The organism is Bacillus sp. EE-W1 (assembly GCF_009760835.1).
GTDB classification, from domain to species: domain Bacteria; phylum Bacillota; class Bacilli; order Bacillales; family Bacillaceae_G; genus Bacillus_A; species Bacillus_A wiedmannii.
In genome coordinates, this window is record NZ_WIPE01000063.1 from 173,338 (window position 1) to 190,289 (window position 16,952).

At 33.0% G+C, this 16,952-nt stretch carries 16 protein-coding genes and 1 other annotated feature; of the genes, 11 read left to right on the plus strand and 5 right to left on the minus strand.

All coding sequences use genetic code 11. The annotated features are described in order from the left end of the window. Window positions 1-23: 23 nt before the first annotated feature. Both GFJ36_RS13610 and GFJ36_RS13615 read left to right on the plus strand, forming a co-directional pair. Window positions 24-536 carry a hypothetical protein gene (locus GFJ36_RS13610; protein WP_000197227.1) on the plus strand — a complete coding sequence of 171 codons (513 nt, stop codon included), beginning with the start codon at window positions 24-26 and terminating at the stop codon, window positions 534-536. A 439-nt stretch (window positions 537-975) separates the two neighbouring features. After that, window positions 976-2,469, plus strand: a complete 1,494-nt coding sequence (locus GFJ36_RS13615) for a UDP-N-acetylmuramoyl-L-alanyl-D-glutamate--2,6-diaminopimelate ligase (RefSeq protein ID WP_097890185.1) — start codon at window positions 976-978, stop codon at window positions 2,467-2,469. Window positions 2,470-2,609: 140 nt separating this feature from the next. Here GFJ36_RS13615 and GFJ36_RS13620 read toward each other — a convergent pair whose 3' ends face one another. Both GFJ36_RS13620 and GFJ36_RS13625 read right to left on the minus strand, forming a co-directional pair. Further along, window positions 2,610-3,311 (minus strand): class I SAM-dependent methyltransferase, encoded by a 702-nt coding sequence (locus tag GFJ36_RS13620; protein WP_097890184.1) that lies wholly within the window; start codon window positions 3,309-3,311, stop codon window positions 2,610-2,612. Continuing rightward, a complete protein-coding gene (locus GFJ36_RS13625; protein WP_141497569.1) occupies window positions 3,308-4,210 on the minus strand; it encodes an SMP-30/gluconolactonase/LRE family protein in 903 nt (300 codons plus the stop codon). The genes GFJ36_RS13620 and GFJ36_RS13625 overlap by 4 nt, the downstream gene beginning before the upstream one ends. A gap of 142 nt (window positions 4,211-4,352) precedes the next feature. On the opposite strand from GFJ36_RS13625, the gene GFJ36_RS13630 reads away from it, so the two are divergent. Together GFJ36_RS13630 and lysS are read left to right on the plus strand one after the other, a co-directional pair. Beyond that, window positions 4,353-4,523, plus strand: a complete 171-nt coding sequence (locus GFJ36_RS13630; protein WP_000551050.1) for a DUF2197 domain-containing protein — start codon at window positions 4,353-4,355, stop codon at window positions 4,521-4,523. A 66-nt stretch (window positions 4,524-4,589) separates the two neighbouring features. Next, window positions 4,590-4,846, plus strand: a binding site (T-box leader). An 83-nt stretch (window positions 4,847-4,929) separates the two neighbouring features. Further along, entirely contained in the window at window positions 4,930-6,483 is a 1,554-nt protein-coding gene (lysS, locus tag GFJ36_RS13635) for a lysine--tRNA ligase (RefSeq protein WP_098067865.1), read from the plus strand. Between the two features lie 51 nt (window positions 6,484-6,534). On the opposite strand, the gene GFJ36_RS13640 is transcribed toward lysS, so the two are convergent. Then, on the minus strand, window positions 6,535-6,963 hold the full coding sequence (locus GFJ36_RS13640) for a cell wall hydrolase (protein WP_097841046.1): 429 nt from the start codon (window positions 6,961-6,963) through the stop codon (window positions 6,535-6,537). Window positions 6,964-7,119: 156 nt separating this feature from the next. On the opposite strand from GFJ36_RS13640, the gene GFJ36_RS13645 reads away from it, so the two are divergent. The 3 genes from GFJ36_RS13645 (at window position 7,120) to GFJ36_RS13655 (ending at window position 9,848) form a co-directional block, all read left to right on the plus strand. Then, window positions 7,120-8,034, plus strand: coding sequence for an acetamidase/formamidase family protein (locus GFJ36_RS13645; RefSeq protein WP_097890180.1), 915 nt, complete (start codon window positions 7,120-7,122; stop codon window positions 8,032-8,034). A gap of 126 nt (window positions 8,035-8,160) precedes the next feature. Then, complete coding sequence (locus GFJ36_RS13650; RefSeq protein WP_000238985.1) at window positions 8,161-8,868, plus strand: response regulator transcription factor; 708 nt, start codon at window positions 8,161-8,163, stop codon at window positions 8,866-8,868. Further along, window positions 8,865-9,848, plus strand: coding sequence for a sensor histidine kinase (locus tag GFJ36_RS13655; protein ID WP_048547074.1), 984 nt, complete (start codon window positions 8,865-8,867; stop codon window positions 9,846-9,848). Before GFJ36_RS13650 ends, GFJ36_RS13655 begins: the two co-directional genes overlap by 4 nt. Before the next feature lie 403 nt (window positions 9,849-10,251). On the opposite strand, the gene GFJ36_RS13660 is transcribed toward GFJ36_RS13655, so the two are convergent. Next, entirely contained in the window at window positions 10,252-10,878 is a 627-nt protein-coding gene (locus tag GFJ36_RS13660; RefSeq protein ID WP_097890179.1) for a DUF6518 family protein, read from the minus strand. A gap of 367 nt (window positions 10,879-11,245) precedes the next feature. Here GFJ36_RS13660 and GFJ36_RS13665 point away from each other — a divergent pair, with 367 nt between their 5' ends. Next, complete coding sequence (locus tag GFJ36_RS13665; RefSeq protein WP_097890178.1) at window positions 11,246-12,145, plus strand: LysR family transcriptional regulator; 900 nt, start codon at window positions 11,246-11,248, stop codon at window positions 12,143-12,145. A 72-nt stretch (window positions 12,146-12,217) separates the two neighbouring features. Here GFJ36_RS13665 and GFJ36_RS13670 read toward each other — a convergent pair whose 3' ends face one another. After that, on the minus strand, window positions 12,218-13,207 hold the full coding sequence (locus tag GFJ36_RS13670) for an aldo/keto reductase family protein (RefSeq protein WP_048547080.1): 990 nt from the start codon (window positions 13,205-13,207) through the stop codon (window positions 12,218-12,220). Window positions 13,208-13,707: 500 nt separating this feature from the next. Here GFJ36_RS13670 and abc-f point away from each other — a divergent pair, with 500 nt between their 5' ends. From abc-f to GFJ36_RS13685, 3 genes are all read left to right on the plus strand, one after another. Next, window positions 13,708-15,336 carry a ribosomal protection-like ABC-F family protein gene (gene abc-f, locus GFJ36_RS13675; RefSeq protein ID WP_087985895.1) on the plus strand — a complete coding sequence of 543 codons (1,629 nt, stop codon included), beginning with the start codon at window positions 13,708-13,710 and terminating at the stop codon, window positions 15,334-15,336. 21 nt (window positions 15,337-15,357) lie between these two features. Beyond that, entirely contained in the window at window positions 15,358-15,951 is a 594-nt protein-coding gene (locus GFJ36_RS13680) for a GNAT family N-acetyltransferase (protein WP_087985867.1), read from the plus strand. A 415-nt stretch (window positions 15,952-16,366) separates the two neighbouring features. After that, window positions 16,367-16,867, plus strand: coding sequence for a DUF3267 domain-containing protein (locus tag GFJ36_RS13685; protein ID WP_087985866.1), 501 nt, complete (start codon window positions 16,367-16,369; stop codon window positions 16,865-16,867). Window positions 16,868-16,952 lie beyond the last annotated feature (85 nt).

Sequence of the window (16,952 nt, forward strand, 5' to 3'; positions counted from 1 at the left end):
TTAATATAATTAGGGGGAACTACATGACAAGAAAACAGATAATCATTACCTTATTTTCAATTACAGCGTTCATACTAATTTTAGTATCACTTGGTGTTTTTGAGGAAGAACTAAAAGAAACAGATTATAGTGAAGTTGTACAATTCATGGAAGATATGAAAAACAAAGAAGAAGTTGAGATTGATGTAGTTACTTACTATTCAGGTAAGGCCTCTTTAGAGAATAGTGTACTCAAACAACCAAATGGTTGGATTATTTATCGTTTAAAAGCTCGTTATGATAAAGTAACAAATCAAAGTTGGATAGATGTGACGCCTGATCTTAGCCGTTTTAAGAATGTGGAGAAAATTTCTGGGGATCTCATTACCTCGCACCAACAATGCGGCTATATTAATCATAATACAGACGAGAATAAAGGAAAAGTAGGATACATGTTAACAGAATGCTTCCATAAGTGGGAATACGATGTGAAGCCATCAGGGTTTGAAGGATATAGGATTAATTACACAGTATTACCGATTTTAGGTTTAAAATAAATTTAGTATTTGTTTTATCAATTTGTTAATCAATTAGCTGATACTGTAGCTGAACAAGTAATGTATGATATTAAATTTATATTTTAATAATAGTTTTGGCTTATCTTTTTTAGGCTATTTGCAATGAGTTGAATAACCTTTATTCTAAAATAGTAATTAAGGAAATTATTTAGTGTTAATATAAATTCTTATATATTGATTATGCACAAATAAAAAGGACAAGCATATAATAGAAATACCTATTAACTTTAAGTAACCTTAACTTTCGTTAATAGGGTATCTCAAAATCCCCAAAAAGAGCACTTGCGGAAACAAGTGCTCTTTTATTTTTTGTTTATTGAAGATGATTAAATTTCGTTCGACTAATATGGAATTTTAAACCATTATTTTATATAAAGTGGTAAAATAGGTAGGGGAAATTTGTAAGGGAGCGAGGGATTTGAAACTAAAAGAGCTGGCGGATTTGTTTTTGATTAAAGAAACCATTGGAGATATGAATGTAGAAATTACGGGATTAGAAATGGATTCTAGAAAAATAACTAGTGGAAATTTATTTATATGTGTATCAGGTATCGATGGTTTTCTTGAAGATCGACATCAATTTGTTGAAAATGCAGTGAAAAATGGCGCTGTGGCGTTAATTGTAGAAAGAGATGTAAATATTGAAATACCTAAAATAATTGTTAAAGATGCACGATACGCTATGGCAGTTATTGCGTCGCATTTTTATGGTTACTCATCTAATGAAATGAAACTAATTGGAATTACAGGAACAAATGGTAAAACAACTACTTTCTATTTACTTGAAAAGATTTTGAGTGATTATGGATTTCAAACAGGGCTTATGGGGAATAACGGAGTGAAAGTTGGTTCGAAATGGTATCCTACTGATATTAATACGCAAGAACCACCGATACTTCAGCGGAATTTGCAAACGATGAAAAATCATAATACAGATTATTGTGTTATGGAAGTTACCTCACAAGGTTTACATATGGAAAGAGTTAAAGGGTGTAACTTTAAAACCGCTGTTTTTACAAATTTAACGCAAGATCATTTGGATTACCACGGAACATTTGAGGAATATAAGCAAGTAAAAGGCCTTCTATTTTCCAGATTAGGAAATGACTTTTCTATTACAGATAAAAAATTTGTTGTATTGAATGCAGACGATCCGTCGGTAGAATACTTTAAAAAAATTACTTCAGCTGAGGTTATCACATATGGGATACATAATAAAGCAGATGTTCAAGCGAAGAATATAACTTTAAGCCCAAAAGGAATTCGTTTTGTAGTTGCATCCTTTAATGGAGAAATAGAAATCCATCTAAATCTAATAGGCCGCTTTAATGTATATAATGCATTAGCAGCAATAACAGCTGCATTGGTTGAAGGTATTCCGCTTACAAACATTAGTGACAGTTTATATAACTTAAAGAGCATTGAAGGTAGAATGGAAATTATAGACGAAAACCAAGATTTCCTTGTAATAGTGGACTACGCTCATACACCGGATGCGTTAGAAAATGTCCTCTCTACAATTAGCGAGTTTTCAAAAGGTAAAATCATTACTGTTTTCGGTTGCGGTGGAGATAGAGACGCGAAAAAACGATCTATAATGGGTGGAATTGCTGGAAGTTATAGTGATTTTGTTTTTATTACTTCTGACAATCCACGTTCGGAAGACCCGAAGGCAATAATTAAAGATATTGAAAAAGGATTTTCACAGAATAATAATTTGAATTATAAAATAGAAGTAGATCGTGAACTAGCTATAAATCATGCAATACACATGGCATCTACTAATGATATTGTTTTGATTGCAGGGAAGGGGCATGAAACGTATCAAATTTTAAAAGATTCAACTATTCATTTTGATGATAAAGAAAAAGCTCGACAAGCAATTATTAATAAAATGAATGAATTCAATTAATAGCTAAATAGTATTTCTAATAAAAATAATGTTTTAAATGAAGTTAAAACTAATAACGAAGCAATTTTCCAAGGATTTATAATTGAAAGGTAAGGGTGTTTCTATGAATATAGGAGGAAAAAACCTTACCTTTTATAGTTTTATTTATTAAAAACAAATGTTATAGCATTTGTTTTTAATAAAATGTGTCTTTCGTTTCGGACTATATCATAAGCTAATTCTTTTGTTTCAACTTTCATTTCTTGCCAGTCTTTATAAATATTTTTTAATAGATGTATCATTTTATCAGTAGGAAGGTTAATTTCAATTAAAGCATCTAATTCTTCATTCGTATGTAAGTCGATTTCTTGTATGTTTGAGTTAATAATGAAACAATTGATACCACCAATCTTTGTACCTTTTTTCATAGAATGGAGCACGTTTTTTAAATCTTCTTCTGATTTGACATGCTCTAAACTTGATACTGCAACGATATAATCATAAGTGTTAGGGGCAATATAGTAGTTTTCAATAGCTGCTTGTTCTGTTTTTATAACTTCAAATACATCATGTTCTTTGCTATAAGTTTGTAATTTTGTTAAAGCGGAATCCAGTAAGTCCACACAAGTAACAGTGCCGCTACCATTTTGTATCTTTTGTGCGATTGGAATGCTATTTCTTCCAACACCAGAGCCGAGGTCAAGTACTTGCAAGTTGTTTCTTCCTTCAAAGGAATCCAGTAAGTCCATAACTGTTTTAACCGGTTTGTATAGCCAAGAGCCGGTTTCAAATAGTTTATATTGTTCATAACAAAGATCGTGATATTTCTTTTCTTCGGTTCTTATGTAATCGATACGGTTCATATAGTTTCAGCTCCAATATTATTATTGCGAAATGAATGGGTAGGACAACCTTTTATATTTGTTTGAATTCGAAAAATACCACCAGCATGTGGATATTTTTTCAATTCGTCATCCGTCATTCTTGTCCTGGCGGTTGTAACATATAGGTCTGTTAAATTAGGTCCTCCAAATGTACAAGACGTTACATATAGCGCTGGAATTGGGATGCTTAATATTCGTTCTCCAGCTGAAGGATTCCATCTAGTAATCTTTGAACCTCCCCAATGAGCAATCCATAAACAACCTTCCTCGTCAATTTTCATACCATCAGGTAGACCTTCAGTTTCAGGAAAAATGATTACATCACTGGGATTATGAATTACTCCAGAGCATATATCATAATGAAAACGAACTACTTTTTTAGTAGGCGTATCAATATAGTAAAGGTATGTATGATCAGGTGACCAAGCTATGCCATTTGATGTATTTACATGTGAAACTTTTTTCTCTATCTTTAAATTATTATTTAAACAATACAAGGAACCAGCAGCATTTATACCGTATGTATCTGTAGTACCTGCCCAAAAACGTCCTGCTGGATCACATTTTCCATCATTAAAACGATTTTCAAATAAATGTGGTTCAGGATCAAAAATATGTGTTAGTTTTTCTGTTTTTACATTAATAGAATAAAAGCCGTTTTCCATAGCTAGGAGTAGTACGTCATCTAAATATGGAACAACACAGCCAATTTGTTGATTGAGAGCAATTACTCGGTTTGTATTAGTAGTAGGATTAAATATGCATAATTGTTTCTCCACAATATCAACCCAGTATAAAAGTTGCTTTTTTTCAGTCCAACAAGGCCCTTCAGCCAAACTAGCTTTCGCATCTAAAACTAATTCTATATTACTGATCAAGATTTTCACCTCGCTTTATAAGATATTTCTATAATTCGATATGAATAGAGGTAAACCTTTTAATCAAAAGATATTAAGATTTGTACTATAGAAAACTAATTTTCTCAAGTGATTAAAAAAATGTATAAACATGGAGAGGAAAATGCATATGATGTTTTATGAAATTGTTTGCTTTTCTTGCAAAAATGTATTTCGTGTTTACGAAGGTAGTGAAAAATATAAACGATTTAAAGAGAAACCGAAAGGAACATATTGTTGCGATGAGTGTAGCCACAAAATTCAATTAGAAGCGATAAAGCATTTATTTAGATAGCTTATATGTCCGGAAAAGTTTGACAATAAAAGCATTATAAATTATCATATGAAAAAACTAATATATAAAGTGGCATGGAAGAGAAGAGTAGTTAAGAAAGGTTACGTACAGAGAGCTCTAGTTGCTGAGAATGAGCGGTATAAATCTTAATGAAAAAAGACTTGGAGCTGCGCAAGGAACTAATTTGTTTAGGGATGGTGCGACGGATTCTCCCGTTATAGAGATAGGGTATAAGCATATTTTGCCGTACCTGAAGAGGTTAATATGGCGACGTATTAACAAACTGAGGTGGTACCGCGAAGTTAACAACTCTCGTCCTCAAGATGAATAATCTTGGGGGTGGGAGTTTTTTTATTGCATAAAACTGAAAGTGTGAAAACAAAAAATCAATTGAGGTGAATAATATATGCATTGGGCATATGAAGTAGCACATGAATTAATAAGGAAACATCCAAACAAAGAAACTTTTGTTTGTGCATCTGGAATCAGTCCATCTGGTTCTGTTCATATCGGGAACTTTCGCGAAATAATAACGACTTATTTCGTTGTAAGAGCTCTTCAAGATTTAGGAAAAAAGACTCGTTTTATATTTTCATGGGATGATTATGATAGGTTTAGAAAAGTCCCTAAAAATATTGATCCATCTTTTGCAAAATATATTGGTATGCCATACTGTGATATTCCAGATCCATATGGTTGTCATAACTCCTATGCAGAGCATTTTGAAAAAGAGTTTGAAGAATCGCTTCGAGTATTTGGGATTGAAGTGGAATTTATATATCAACATGCTGAATATAGAAGTGGAAGATATAACAAAAACATATTAGAGGCTTTATATAAAAGAAAAGAAATATATGATATTTTAATGAGTTTTAAAACAGGAGAATGTAGTGAAGAAGAGCGAGAGGGCTTTTATCCGGTTACATTATATTGTGAGAGATGCGGGAAAGATGCAACAACGATTACACATTTTGATGAAGTATTAAAAACAGTACGATATAAATGTGAATGCGGAAATCAAACTGAATTATCGGTATTAAATACAAATAAAATGAAACTGAATTGGAAAGTCGATTGGCCGATGAGATGGATGATAGAGGATGTTATTTTTGAACCGGGTGGAAGAGATCATTCATCAGAAACAGGTAGTTATAATGTATCAAAGGAAATTGCAATGAAAATATTCAATCGTGAAGCTCCTCATTATATTGCTTATGATTTCATTGGTATTAAAGGGAATCATGAAAAAATGTCAAGTTCTTCAGGGAATAGTATTACACCTAGTGGTTTGTTAAAAGTGTATTTACCAGAAGTGATTCTTTTCATGTTTGCTAAATATAGACCAAACGCAGCTTTTCATATCGGTCTTGATGAAGATGTAATTCGCAATTATACAGAATATGAACGATTGAAAGATAGTTATGAGAATAAAACGCTCAAAAATGAAGATTTATTTGATGCAATTAAACTTTCTAGAGTTGATAGCAGAATTAAAGAATATCCGAAATTTAATCAAGTAGCAGGAACGTTACCGCTATTAAATTTTGATTCGTCTATTTTACAAGGTATATTAGAAAAAATAGATAGGAATTATGCATTAGAGGATATGATAGCGATAAGCAAACGTGCAGAGTATTGGGTTAGAAACTTTCAAACTGAAAAATTAATTGCTGTAAATCAAGAGAGAAATATAGAGTTTTACAACACATTAGATGAAAGACAGAAAGAATGGTTAGTAGAAGTTTGCAATATACTTCGTTCTAACAAAGATTACTCTAACTTAATGGAGCAATTGTATTCGATTTGTCACCATGAAAATAAAAAAATAATGAAAGAAAATCAAAAACAATTATTTATTATTATATATAAGCTCATTATGAATCAGTCCAGTGGCCCTCGAATACCGTTATTAATACATGTAGTAGGCATCGAAAAGTTTATCACATTATTAGATTTCTAAAAAATAAAGGGAACGCAAGTACTCAGCTAAGTACTTGCGTTTCATATTTTGCTACCGTGAATACATTTTCGGACATTCATCACCACGTGGTTCATAAAAACAATGACTTTTAAATTGCCCTGCAAATGGCTGGTTATACCATTCAGGCGGACAAGCTCCAGTTGGACGAAAATACCAAAGAGCCCAACGTGCTGGCCAGCGCCATTCACCTTGTAAAACTTTTCTAGCGATATCCTTTTCTGAGTCGCGAGCACGCTGATAAAAATATCCGTATTGCACTGCTTCAAATCCACCAGGACTTTGATATACTGCATCACGTACAGAACGAAGCTGTTTAAAATCTAAGCAATCACAAAATACACGATTTACTACTACGCAGCCAACAAGTTGTTCACCTTGCCGTCCTTCTCCTTCAGCTTCAGCACGAATTAAACGAGCTAGCAAATCAACATCGCTTTCGTTATATGGAATAAGGGGCATAGTGCTACCACCTTTCTTTACCTGTTATAGTAAAGAGTGTATGTATGAAAATAAGCTAGGTGCTTTTCTATATGTAAATTTATTAATTTTTCAGAGGAGCTTTTGTGAAAAAAGCTAATTAGTAATTGTAGACTAATATAAAAGGGGAGTGATAATATGTATCGAATTCATAAAGAACATAGCATTTACGCAATGTCACCAGAAAATAAACCATGTATGGAAGTGGAAATTGGGAGTCGCCTTGTATTTGAAACATATGATTGCTTTGAAAATCAAATTGATTCTGAAGATGTTGTGTTTCAAGAATTAGATTGGAACCGGATTAATCCAGCGACTGTCCCAGTATATATTAATGATGCAGAACCTGGTGATATATTAGTTGTAACAATTGAAAAGATAAAAATTGCAGAGCAAGGTGTTTTAACTACAGGGGCAAATCTAGGCGTAATGGGTGAAGAGCTACATGAAAATACAGTGAAGATCGTCCCAATACATAATGAACATGTTTTGTTTTCAAATGAACTACAAATCCCGATTAATCCAATGATCGGTGTAATTGGTACTGCACCCAAAGAAGAGAGCATTTCATGTGGCACACCTCATGATCACGGTGGGAATATGGATTGTAAAGAGATAAGAGAAGGGACAACATTATTATTACCTGTAAATGTTCCTGGTGCTTTATTAGCATTAGGTGATTTACACGCAGCGATGGGTGATGGTGAAATTGGTGTTAGTGGAGTAGAGGTTGCTGGTGAGGTGACGGTAACTGTTCAGATTATAAAAGGAAAGAAATGGCCACTGCCAATGGCGATCCAAAAAGAAAAACTTATGACGATTGCTTCAGAGAAATTGTTAGATGATGCAGCGAATCGCGCTGTACGTAATATGGTGACATTTTTACATGAGGAATTAGAAATGTCTACAGCAGGCGCAATGCTTTTATTATCAGCTGCAGGCGATTTAAAAGTATGCCAAGTTGTGGACCCGCTGAAGACTGCTCGAATGGAACTAGGTATGAATTATGCGGAGAAGCTAGGTTTTAATTTGAGTGAATTTCATATTAAATAAGAATGATAGAAGAAGGATGCTGTTGTATAAAAGTATCCTTTTTTAATTTACGGATGATATAAAAACAGGTAGTATTTATTTTATATAATTGAATATAAGATTGTGGATCGAAAAAGGAGTAAACATATGGTTAAAATTATGATTGTAGAAGACGATATGAAAATTGCTGAACTATTATCAACACATGTCGCGAAATACGGGTATGAAGGAATTATTGTATCGGATTTTCAAAATGTATTAAACATTTTTTTAGAAGAACAACCAGAGTTAGTTTTATTAGATATTAATTTACCAAGTTTTGATGGCTACTATTGGTGTCGTCAAATTCGCGGAGTTTCTACATGTCCGATATTATTTATTTCGGCTCGTGAAGGCACGATGGATCAAGTTATGGCGCTAGAAAACGGCGGCGATGATTTTATTTCAAAGCCATTCCATTACGAAGTTGTAATGGCGAAAATTCGTAGTCATTTAAGACGTGCTTACGGAGATTATGCACCGAAAGTAGAAGAACGGATGGTCGAGCAACAAGGTCTTTGTTTATATCCTGAAAGGCTTGTATTGAAATTGCGTAATCAAGAGATTGATATAACGAGAAACGAAGCCATTTTATTAGAAATGTTAATGAAAAATTATCCGCGTGTTGTGGGTAGAGAAGTGTTGTTGAATAAATTATGGGATAGCGAATCTTATGTTGATGATAATACTTTAAGCGTAAATACAACTCGTGTGCGAAAAAAGTTAAAAACGTTACAGATTGAAGATGCGATTGAAACGATTCGTAGTGTCGGTTATAGATTACATATTACTTGGGATACTGGTATGGAGAAATGATAAAATTATTTATTCGTGATCATATACCACTTATTTGTTTTACAGCAATCCAATTACTAGCCATATTTCTTGTATATTGGTTTGATGGGCATAACCATATTGCAACGGCATTATATGCAATGTTTTTAGGTGTCTTTTTTATGGTAGTCTATTTAGTATTTCGTTACTTTACACATCGCTCTTTTTATGAACGATTAGCAAATCCGCTTGAATCTTTGGATGAATCTGTTCAAAAATCTGATTTTTCAGCTGTATCTACTGCGCTTCAAGACCTACTTGAGGTGCAATATCGCCATTATCAAAATCAGCTGCAAATACAAGAGAGAAAAAATAGTGATCATTTAACCTTTATGAACCAGTGGATTCATCAAATGAAAACACCTTTATCTGTAATAGAATTAATTACACAAGATGAAGTAGACCCACGTTTTGAAAGTATAAATGAGGAAACAGATAGATTGAAAAAGGGGTTAGAGATGGCTTTGTATGTCGCACGTTTAGAAGCATTTACCCAAGATTTTTATGTGGAAAAAGTACAGCTACATAAAATAGTGAATGATTCCGTGCATGAACATAAACGCTTCTTTATCCGGAATTTTGTATATCCAGAGCTTAAAATTGATAAGGATATTACTGTGGAAAGTGATGCAAAATGGTTACAATTTTTAATTGGACAAATACTATCGAATGCGATTAAATATTCGTCAGGTAGTAGAGAGAAGATTAAAGTAAATGCTTGTAAGGAAGGTAATAACGTTAAACTTGAAATTATCGATAGTGGTGTAGGAATTCCGAAGCAAGATTTACCAAGAGTGTTTAAACCTTTCTTTACAGGAGAAAATGGTAGAGATTTTAAAGAATCAACTGGAATGGGGCTATATCTTGTATATGAAATTACGAAACAATTAGGACATAGTGTAGAAATCCATTCAGAAGTTGGTAAAGGTACCGTTGTACGTATTATATTTTTTAATGTGTAAATAAGTGATCTAGGCTAAAGAACTTTGGAGATAAGTTTTTTAGCCTTATTTTATCCCGCTTTAATGGGCAGTCCGATTGGTTCAGCTAATAATTAGTGGGGGATGAAGAAAACTTCCATTGATTAAAGTTTCACCTTATAGCGATTATATGAAATGGTAAAAGGTCATCTTAGTATGTATAATGACACGCTATTAAATACGATTGTTAAATTAGAAGTATTTAATAAAAAGCTGATAAATAGTTTTTGTAAGAAAAAAGCCACCCCTTTGAAAGAGATAGCTTCATGAATACATCCTATGAATAAGTGTATCAACATTAATAAGTATAATGTTCGAATTCGTGATATGTTTTGTAGATTATAATAGAATTGGTCTTTTGTTTTTTCATGATACAGTATTGTAATTAAGTAAACAAACTTAATAGTTTATATCCAATTAATCCTAAAATAGTGATGGGAACCATCATTAAGAAAGAAGAAATTCGATTAGCATTAGAGCGTTCTAATACAAGAATCAAGATAATGCCGACTATCACTTCGGTATATCCAACAGGTAACATGTGACTATAGTCTTCAAAATTTAAAAGAATGTGAAGTCCATCCGTTACAAAAACTCCACTAATAAGCGCGCTTCCGAATTTATGAAGTGGATTTGTAGTATCTTTCCATAGAAAACCTGCAATTCCAAAGATAGTTCCTCCTATAAATGCACATACAATCCATACAGATATAAAATAAATAGAGTGAGCTACATTTTCAATAACTATTGCATAACCATAATAGCCTAATACCATACCGAGTAGTGCAAGGATACCAGAAAGTATAGCTGTACGCTTAGAATAGCTAAAGCTAGCCACAAAAAAGGATGGGACTAACCAAACGCTTCCTAGATTAGCTAATGAATTCCAATGTCCTGGAAGTATACCTTGCCCCAATTTAGTTAGTATACCAACAATTATCCCTACTATAATCGGGATGAGAAAAATCCTTAAAAACATATTTAACTTTGTGATTTTTAATGTCCTGTCCATAAATTCAATCCTTACATTAGTATTTTCTGTAAACATATAATAGCTTATTACAGGGGGATAATCAATAAAAAATTATCGAAAAACAATAAGTGGTTATTGGATAACGAATAACATTTTGTTTTTATAATTAGGTGAATAAAATATCAAGAACTCGTTACTCAACCAAATGGTAAATCAAATAATATATGCAAGTAATGAGATTGCCCAAAACATGTAATTCAACTTAGTATAAATCTCTCGTATTTTCATGAAATGATTTATGATAAAAAGGAAACGAAAAGGGATTGATATAGTTTCCTCCTGTTTTTATTTACAATTTATTAGAAGGAGGGATTTTTTACTAGTTGTGAATGATAGGGGGATTGTAATGGATATTCGAAAAATAAAATATTTCATAACGGTGGCAGAAGAATTAAACTTTAGCCGTGCAGCAGAACGTCTAATGATGGCACAACCTCCTTTAAGCCAAGAAATTCGTAAATTAGAAGATGAATTAGGGGTCCAACTTTTTCATCGAACAAAAAGAGTGGTTGAGCTTACCGATGCTGGGAAAATATTTTTAGAAGGGTCTCGGCAAACGTTACTTCAAGTAGAAAGAACTATTAAAGAAACACAGCTTGCGGATGAAGGAAAGATTGGACATTTAATCATCGGTTTTGTCGATTCTACAGAAACGGTTATAAACATATTAAAAACATTTCGAGAACGCTTTCCTAAAATTCAGCTTATATTAAGCGAGATGACAACAGACCAGCAAATAAAAGCACTCTATGAAAAACAAATTCACATTGGATTTATTCGTTCTAAGCAGAATAATGAAATATTGTCTTCCGAAGTTTGTTCTAAAGAACGTTTAAAATTGGTTTTACATGAAAATCACGCATTAGTTTCGTTACCTAATATTTCTATTAAAGAACTAGTAGATGAACCATTTGTTTTATTTCCTCGTCATTTCGGTACTAACTTTTATGATTTAATTATTAGTTACTTTTGGGAACATGGAGTAAGTTTAAATATTGTTCAAGAAGCAATTCAAATGCAGACGATTGTTAATTTAGTTGCAGCAGGAATGGGGATTTCTGTCGTTCCATCATCGGTGGAGAGTTATAAAAAATCGGGAGTCATATATAAAGATATTCAGGAACATACACCGGAAATAAACTTATACGCTGGATGGAGGCAGGATGAAAAGTCTGTCGTGCTCGAGAACTTCTTATCAGTTGTTAGAGAGATTTATACGACTTCACAATTTGAATTTGAAAAGTAAAGGCCCATCTTGATTGGATGGGCAGTAGTGATTTGGGAAAGGTACTATATTTATTGTTAAGTCACTGACGATTTAACCTGTTTTACTTGGGTCATACTCAATGAAACCTTTTAATACACTATCAATTTGACCCATAATTTCAGGTGACAATGTAACGCTAGAAGCAATTACATTTTCTCTTATTTGCTCCGGATCTGAAGCGCCAATAATTGCAGAGGAAACAGCTGGATTTTGTAGTACCCAAGCAACTGCGAGTTGAGATAAGGTAAGATTATTTTCAATTGCAATAGGATTAAGTTTCTGTATAGCAGTAAGTACATTATCACTCATCCAACGTTGTACGAGTTTATTGAAAAATGGTTTTCCTGCATCTGAATTAGCACGTGAGTGGGCAGGGATTGGTTTACCTGGTTGATATTTTCCAGTGAGAATACCTTGTGCGAGGGGAGACCAAACAATTTGGCCAAGTCCTTCACGTTGGCATGTTGGAATCACATCAGTTTCTATAACTCGCCACAACATCGAATATTGAGGTTGGCTAGCGATAAGAGGGATTTTCAATTCTCGTGCAAGTGCTGCACCGCGTGTGATTTGTTCCGATTTCCATTCACTTACGCCTAAATAAAGGACTTTTCCTTGTCTTACAAGATCTGAGAAAGCTAACATTGTTTCTTCAAGAGGTGTTGTTGTATCGAATCGATGTGCATAATAGACATCAATGTAGTCTGTATGTAGCCGTTGTAACGATGCATTACAATTTTCTATAATATGTTTTCGTGATAAACCTCGATCATTTTTTCCAGGTCCGGTCGGATGACATACTTTTGTACAAAGTTCTATACTTTCTCGGCGTGTTCCTTTCAAAGAGCGACCAAGTACTTCCTCGGCAATAGTGTCCGAATAAACATCTGCAGTATCGAACGTTGTAATACCAACATCTAATGCGGCTTTCACACATTCATTTGCGGTATCTTCATTTACTTTTCCGCCATGGTTTATCCAGTTCCCGTATGCAATCTTGCTTACTGTTAATCCACTGTTTCCTAGTTTGCTAAATTCCATTGGAGAATCCCTCCTTAAAAATGATAACTTTATTATAAGAACTGAAATGTAGTCTGTATAATATAAAATTAATCATACAGTTATATAAAAATTATATAAGAGGGCGTGCTTAGAAGGGAATTATTAGGGGAATCTTAAAATAAAGGTATGCTTGTTCAATTTGATGTTAAGAAATGATAAATTGCCTTGGAAGAAAGCGATCTTTATTCCAGCACATATAATTGCATTTACTCATACAGTACTAGTATGGTACAATATGGTTATTAACGACGGAAAGGAATGATGGGTGGACGATGATTAACTAATCTTATTTTTAAATGTTGAAATTCAATAAATTTCAATTTCTAAAAAATAGGATTAGTCTGCCCAATTTCCATACAACGGTATTGCTATTTATGTTACGCAATAGCTTATTTGGGTATAAATATTTTAACGACTAATCCTGCCAAATTTATTTGGGAGGATTTTTTTATTCTCCCTTAATGAAAGGGATCGGTATTATGAAAGAACTATTAAAATTAAATGATGTTTATGTTGAAATTAAGGAAAATATGTTGTTAGAGAAAATGAATGTGACAGTAAGACAAGGGGATGTTATTGGATTAATTGGTAAAAACGGGGCTGGTAAATCAACGTTACTTCAATTAATAAATGGGAAGATTGAACCATCAAAAGGTACTGTTGAATGGATGCAAATGAATATGACAACAGCATATGTTGAACAAGAAATAGAATCATTTGTTAGTAAGGATATAATTGCAAAAGAAGCGGAACTTCTTGCAAAATGGGGCGTGCCCACGAACGATTTTCTAACTTTAAGTGGTGGTGAAAAGCTAAAAGTTCGATTAGCAAAAGGGTTTGCCCAAAATCCTAATGTCTTAATATTAGACGAACCGACAAATCATCTAGATGAGATGAGTACGGAATTTCTTATTAAACAAATAAAAAATATGAAAGGTACAGTTATCGTCGTATCACATGATCGATATTTTTTAGATGTTGTTGCGACTAGAATATGGTCAATTGAGGATAAGAAATTAATTGATCATAGCGGGAATTATACGAGTTATATGAAAGCACGTGAACATAAAAGAATGACGCAACAGCGTGAATATGAAAAACAACAAAAGAAAATAGAACAAGTAGAAACACATATAAAAGAATTAAGTTCATGGTCACAAAAGGCACATGCGCAGTCTACAAAACAAGAAGGTGTTAAAGAATTTTATCGTGTAAAGGCGAAGCGAATGGACGCGCAAGTTAAATCGAAACGAAAACGTCTTGAAAAAGAGCTAGAGAAAACGAAAGTAGAACGTGTGAAAGAAGATTATTCAGTTGAATTTTCTATTCAAGCGAGTAAAAAAGTAGGAAAACGTTTCTTAGAAGTAAAACAATTGCGGAAAGAATTTAATAAACGAACATTATTTGAAAACGTTAATTTTACAATTCAGCACGGTGAGAAGGTTGCGATTATTGGACCGAATGGTAGTGGGAAAACAACGTTACTAAAGATGATTATGGGAACAGAAACTGCTGAAGGAGAAGTATGGATTTCACCATCAGCAAACATTGGTTATTTAACACAAGAAGTATTTGATTTACCACTTGATAAAACACCAGAAGATTTATTTTATAAAGAGTCATTTGAAGAAAGAGGGAAAGTTCAAAATTTAATGAAACATTTAGGTTTTCAAGCTTCTCAATGGAAAGAGCCGATTGAGTATATGAGTATGGGGGAACGAGTAAAATGTAAGCTTATGGCTTATATTTTAGATGAAAAAGATGTACTTATTTTAGATGAACCGACGAATCACCTTGATCTGCCATCACGTGAACAGCTTGAAAACACATTAGCTGAGTATAATGGAACACTTGTTATCGTTTCTCACGATCGATATTTTTTGGAGAAAACAACTACGGCAAAACTTGTGTTTGTAAACAATACGATACAAAAGCAGCTCGAAGAACCTACGAAAACAAGAGATGAAATTGAAGAGCTACGTTTAACGTTAGAAACAGAAAGACAAGAAGTATTAGGGAAATTAAGCTTTTTAACTCCTAAAGACAAAGAATATAAAGAACTAGATGAACGGTTTATGGAACTTACGAAGCAGATTAAGGCGCTTTAACGTAAGTAAGGGGGATTAGACATGGGAGAAGAGGATTTGACTAAGCTATTTAAAATAGATTGTGGTGATATATACCTACAAGAGTTTACGGTCAAAGATGCGGAAAGTATTTATAAAATAGCAAATCAACCGGACATAGAAAAGTTTTTACCGGACTGGAAATCAACGAAAGAACAACGAGTTAATTGGGTTACAAATTATGAAATACCAGAAAATAAAGCATTTCTTAATGCAGTGAGAACTACGACTAACATAGATGATCACATATTAAGACTAGGAATATTTAAGAAAACGACAAATGAATTTGTTGGATGGTGCTGCACAAGTATGAAAGATGAGATTCCTGCACCGAATAGAGAAATTATGTATGCTGTTTCAAGTGAATATCATAATAATGGATATGCAACGAAAGCAACTAAAGGACTGATTGACTATTTGTTTGAAAATACAAATGTGGATGTCCTTAACGCAATTGCAGTAATAAACAACGCACCTTCAAATAAGGTCATTGAAAAATGTAGATTTACTTATTTGGGTCAACAGATGATAGAAAATCAAATTTATAATCATTATGTATTGAGTAAATCCGAATGGATAAAAAATAGTGCTCTTTAAAGGGAGTGATCATGCAATGCAAAAAGCTTAGAGTTATAACTCTAAGCTTTTTGCATTCTAATGTACTAGTTAACCATGTTAAAGAGTAGATTCTGGATGTGCTTTTCACCAAAAACAAATGCATCAAGTTGTACATGCGAGATCCATTTCATAAACAGTATATTCAAAAAGGTATTTGGAAAATTTTGTCGAATATATGTATCTATGAAAAAACTAATTTCTTACTCAAATCATCCTACACATGAATCACTTTAGGCTTTCGTATAAGAATGCACGGCAAAAGTGAAGACAGCGAAGGTTTGCATTTAAAATTAATGATTGAGTGTTAGTGGGTTGCATGTTTTAAAATATGAAATAGTTTAAATGAGGGGGAAAGCGTATTATCATTTGGTTTCGTCACTTACCACAAATAAGTATGGATTTGTCAGAATGGACTCCTTTTATACAAAATGATTGGCACCGAAAACATTATATGAAGTTTGTATATGTACTTCAAATCATTATTTTTCTAATACCGTATTATTTTGGAGCAAGTTTCACTCATATTAATATATTTTATCTTATCATTTTAGGTATTTTAGTCTTCATCATTCATGAATGTCTACACATTATTGTTATAAATAAAATGGGGGATATTAGCTTAACTTGTAGCGGAATATTTTTTTGGCTAAATACAAATGCAATCCTATCCAAAACGCGGTTTTGGATTTTTATGAGCTTACCTATTATTGTACTATCGGTCATTCCTGGCATTATATCATCTTTTGTATCAGGCAATTTTAAGTCAATCTTATTATTTGTATGTTGGATAAACGCAATATTTTCTGCTTCAGACATATACAATTCTTTGTTAATTGCGATCAAACCGAAGCAATCAATTTTTTGTAGAGGGTATTATAAAGTGAAAAAGAATTAAAATGGTGACGCAAAAACATTTCAATTAAAAGCGTTAGTTAAAAATATAATTTTGGGAAGGAAAAGACCGATAAAGCAATCGGTCT

What these genes read in the sequence shown, in the direction of transcription:
- GFJ36_RS13645 (WP_097890180.1), top strand. Translation starts at nt 7,120, where the DNA reads ATGTATCGAATTCATAAAGAACATAGCATTTACGCAATGTCACCAGAA.
- GFJ36_RS13650 (WP_000238985.1), top strand. Translation starts at nt 8,161, where the DNA reads ATGGTTAAAATTATGATTGTAGAAGACGATATGAAAATTGCTGAACTA.
- GFJ36_RS13655 (WP_048547074.1), top strand. Translation starts at nt 8,865, where the DNA reads ATGATAAAATTATTTATTCGTGATCATATACCACTTATTTGTTTTACA.
- GFJ36_RS13610 (WP_000197227.1), top strand. Translation starts at nt 24, where the DNA reads ATGACAAGAAAACAGATAATCATTACCTTATTTTCAATTACAGCGTTC.
- GFJ36_RS13685 (WP_087985866.1), top strand. Translation starts at nt 16,367, where the DNA reads ATGGATTTGTCAGAATGGACTCCTTTTATACAAAATGATTGGCACCGA.
- GFJ36_RS13670 (WP_048547080.1), bottom strand. Translation starts at nt 13,207, where the DNA reads ATGGAATTTAGCAAACTAGGAAACAGTGGATTAACAGTAAGCAAGATT.
- GFJ36_RS13630 (WP_000551050.1), top strand. Translation starts at nt 4,353, where the DNA reads ATGCATATGATGTTTTATGAAATTGTTTGCTTTTCTTGCAAAAATGTA.
- abc-f (WP_087985895.1), top strand. Translation starts at nt 13,708, where the DNA reads ATGAAAGAACTATTAAAATTAAATGATGTTTATGTTGAAATTAAGGAA.
- GFJ36_RS13620 (WP_097890184.1), bottom strand. Translation starts at nt 3,311, where the DNA reads ATGAACCGTATCGATTACATAAGAACCGAAGAAAAGAAATATCACGAT.
- lysS (WP_098067865.1), top strand. Translation starts at nt 4,930, where the DNA reads ATGCATTGGGCATATGAAGTAGCACATGAATTAATAAGGAAACATCCA.
- GFJ36_RS13665 (WP_097890178.1), top strand. Translation starts at nt 11,246, where the DNA reads ATGGATATTCGAAAAATAAAATATTTCATAACGGTGGCAGAAGAATTA.
- GFJ36_RS13660 (WP_097890179.1), bottom strand. Translation starts at nt 10,878, where the DNA reads ATGGACAGGACATTAAAAATCACAAAGTTAAATATGTTTTTAAGGATT.
- GFJ36_RS13680 (WP_087985867.1), top strand. Translation starts at nt 15,358, where the DNA reads ATGGGAGAAGAGGATTTGACTAAGCTATTTAAAATAGATTGTGGTGAT.
- GFJ36_RS13640 (WP_097841046.1), bottom strand. Translation starts at nt 6,963, where the DNA reads ATGCCCCTTATTCCATATAACGAAAGCGATGTTGATTTGCTAGCTCGT.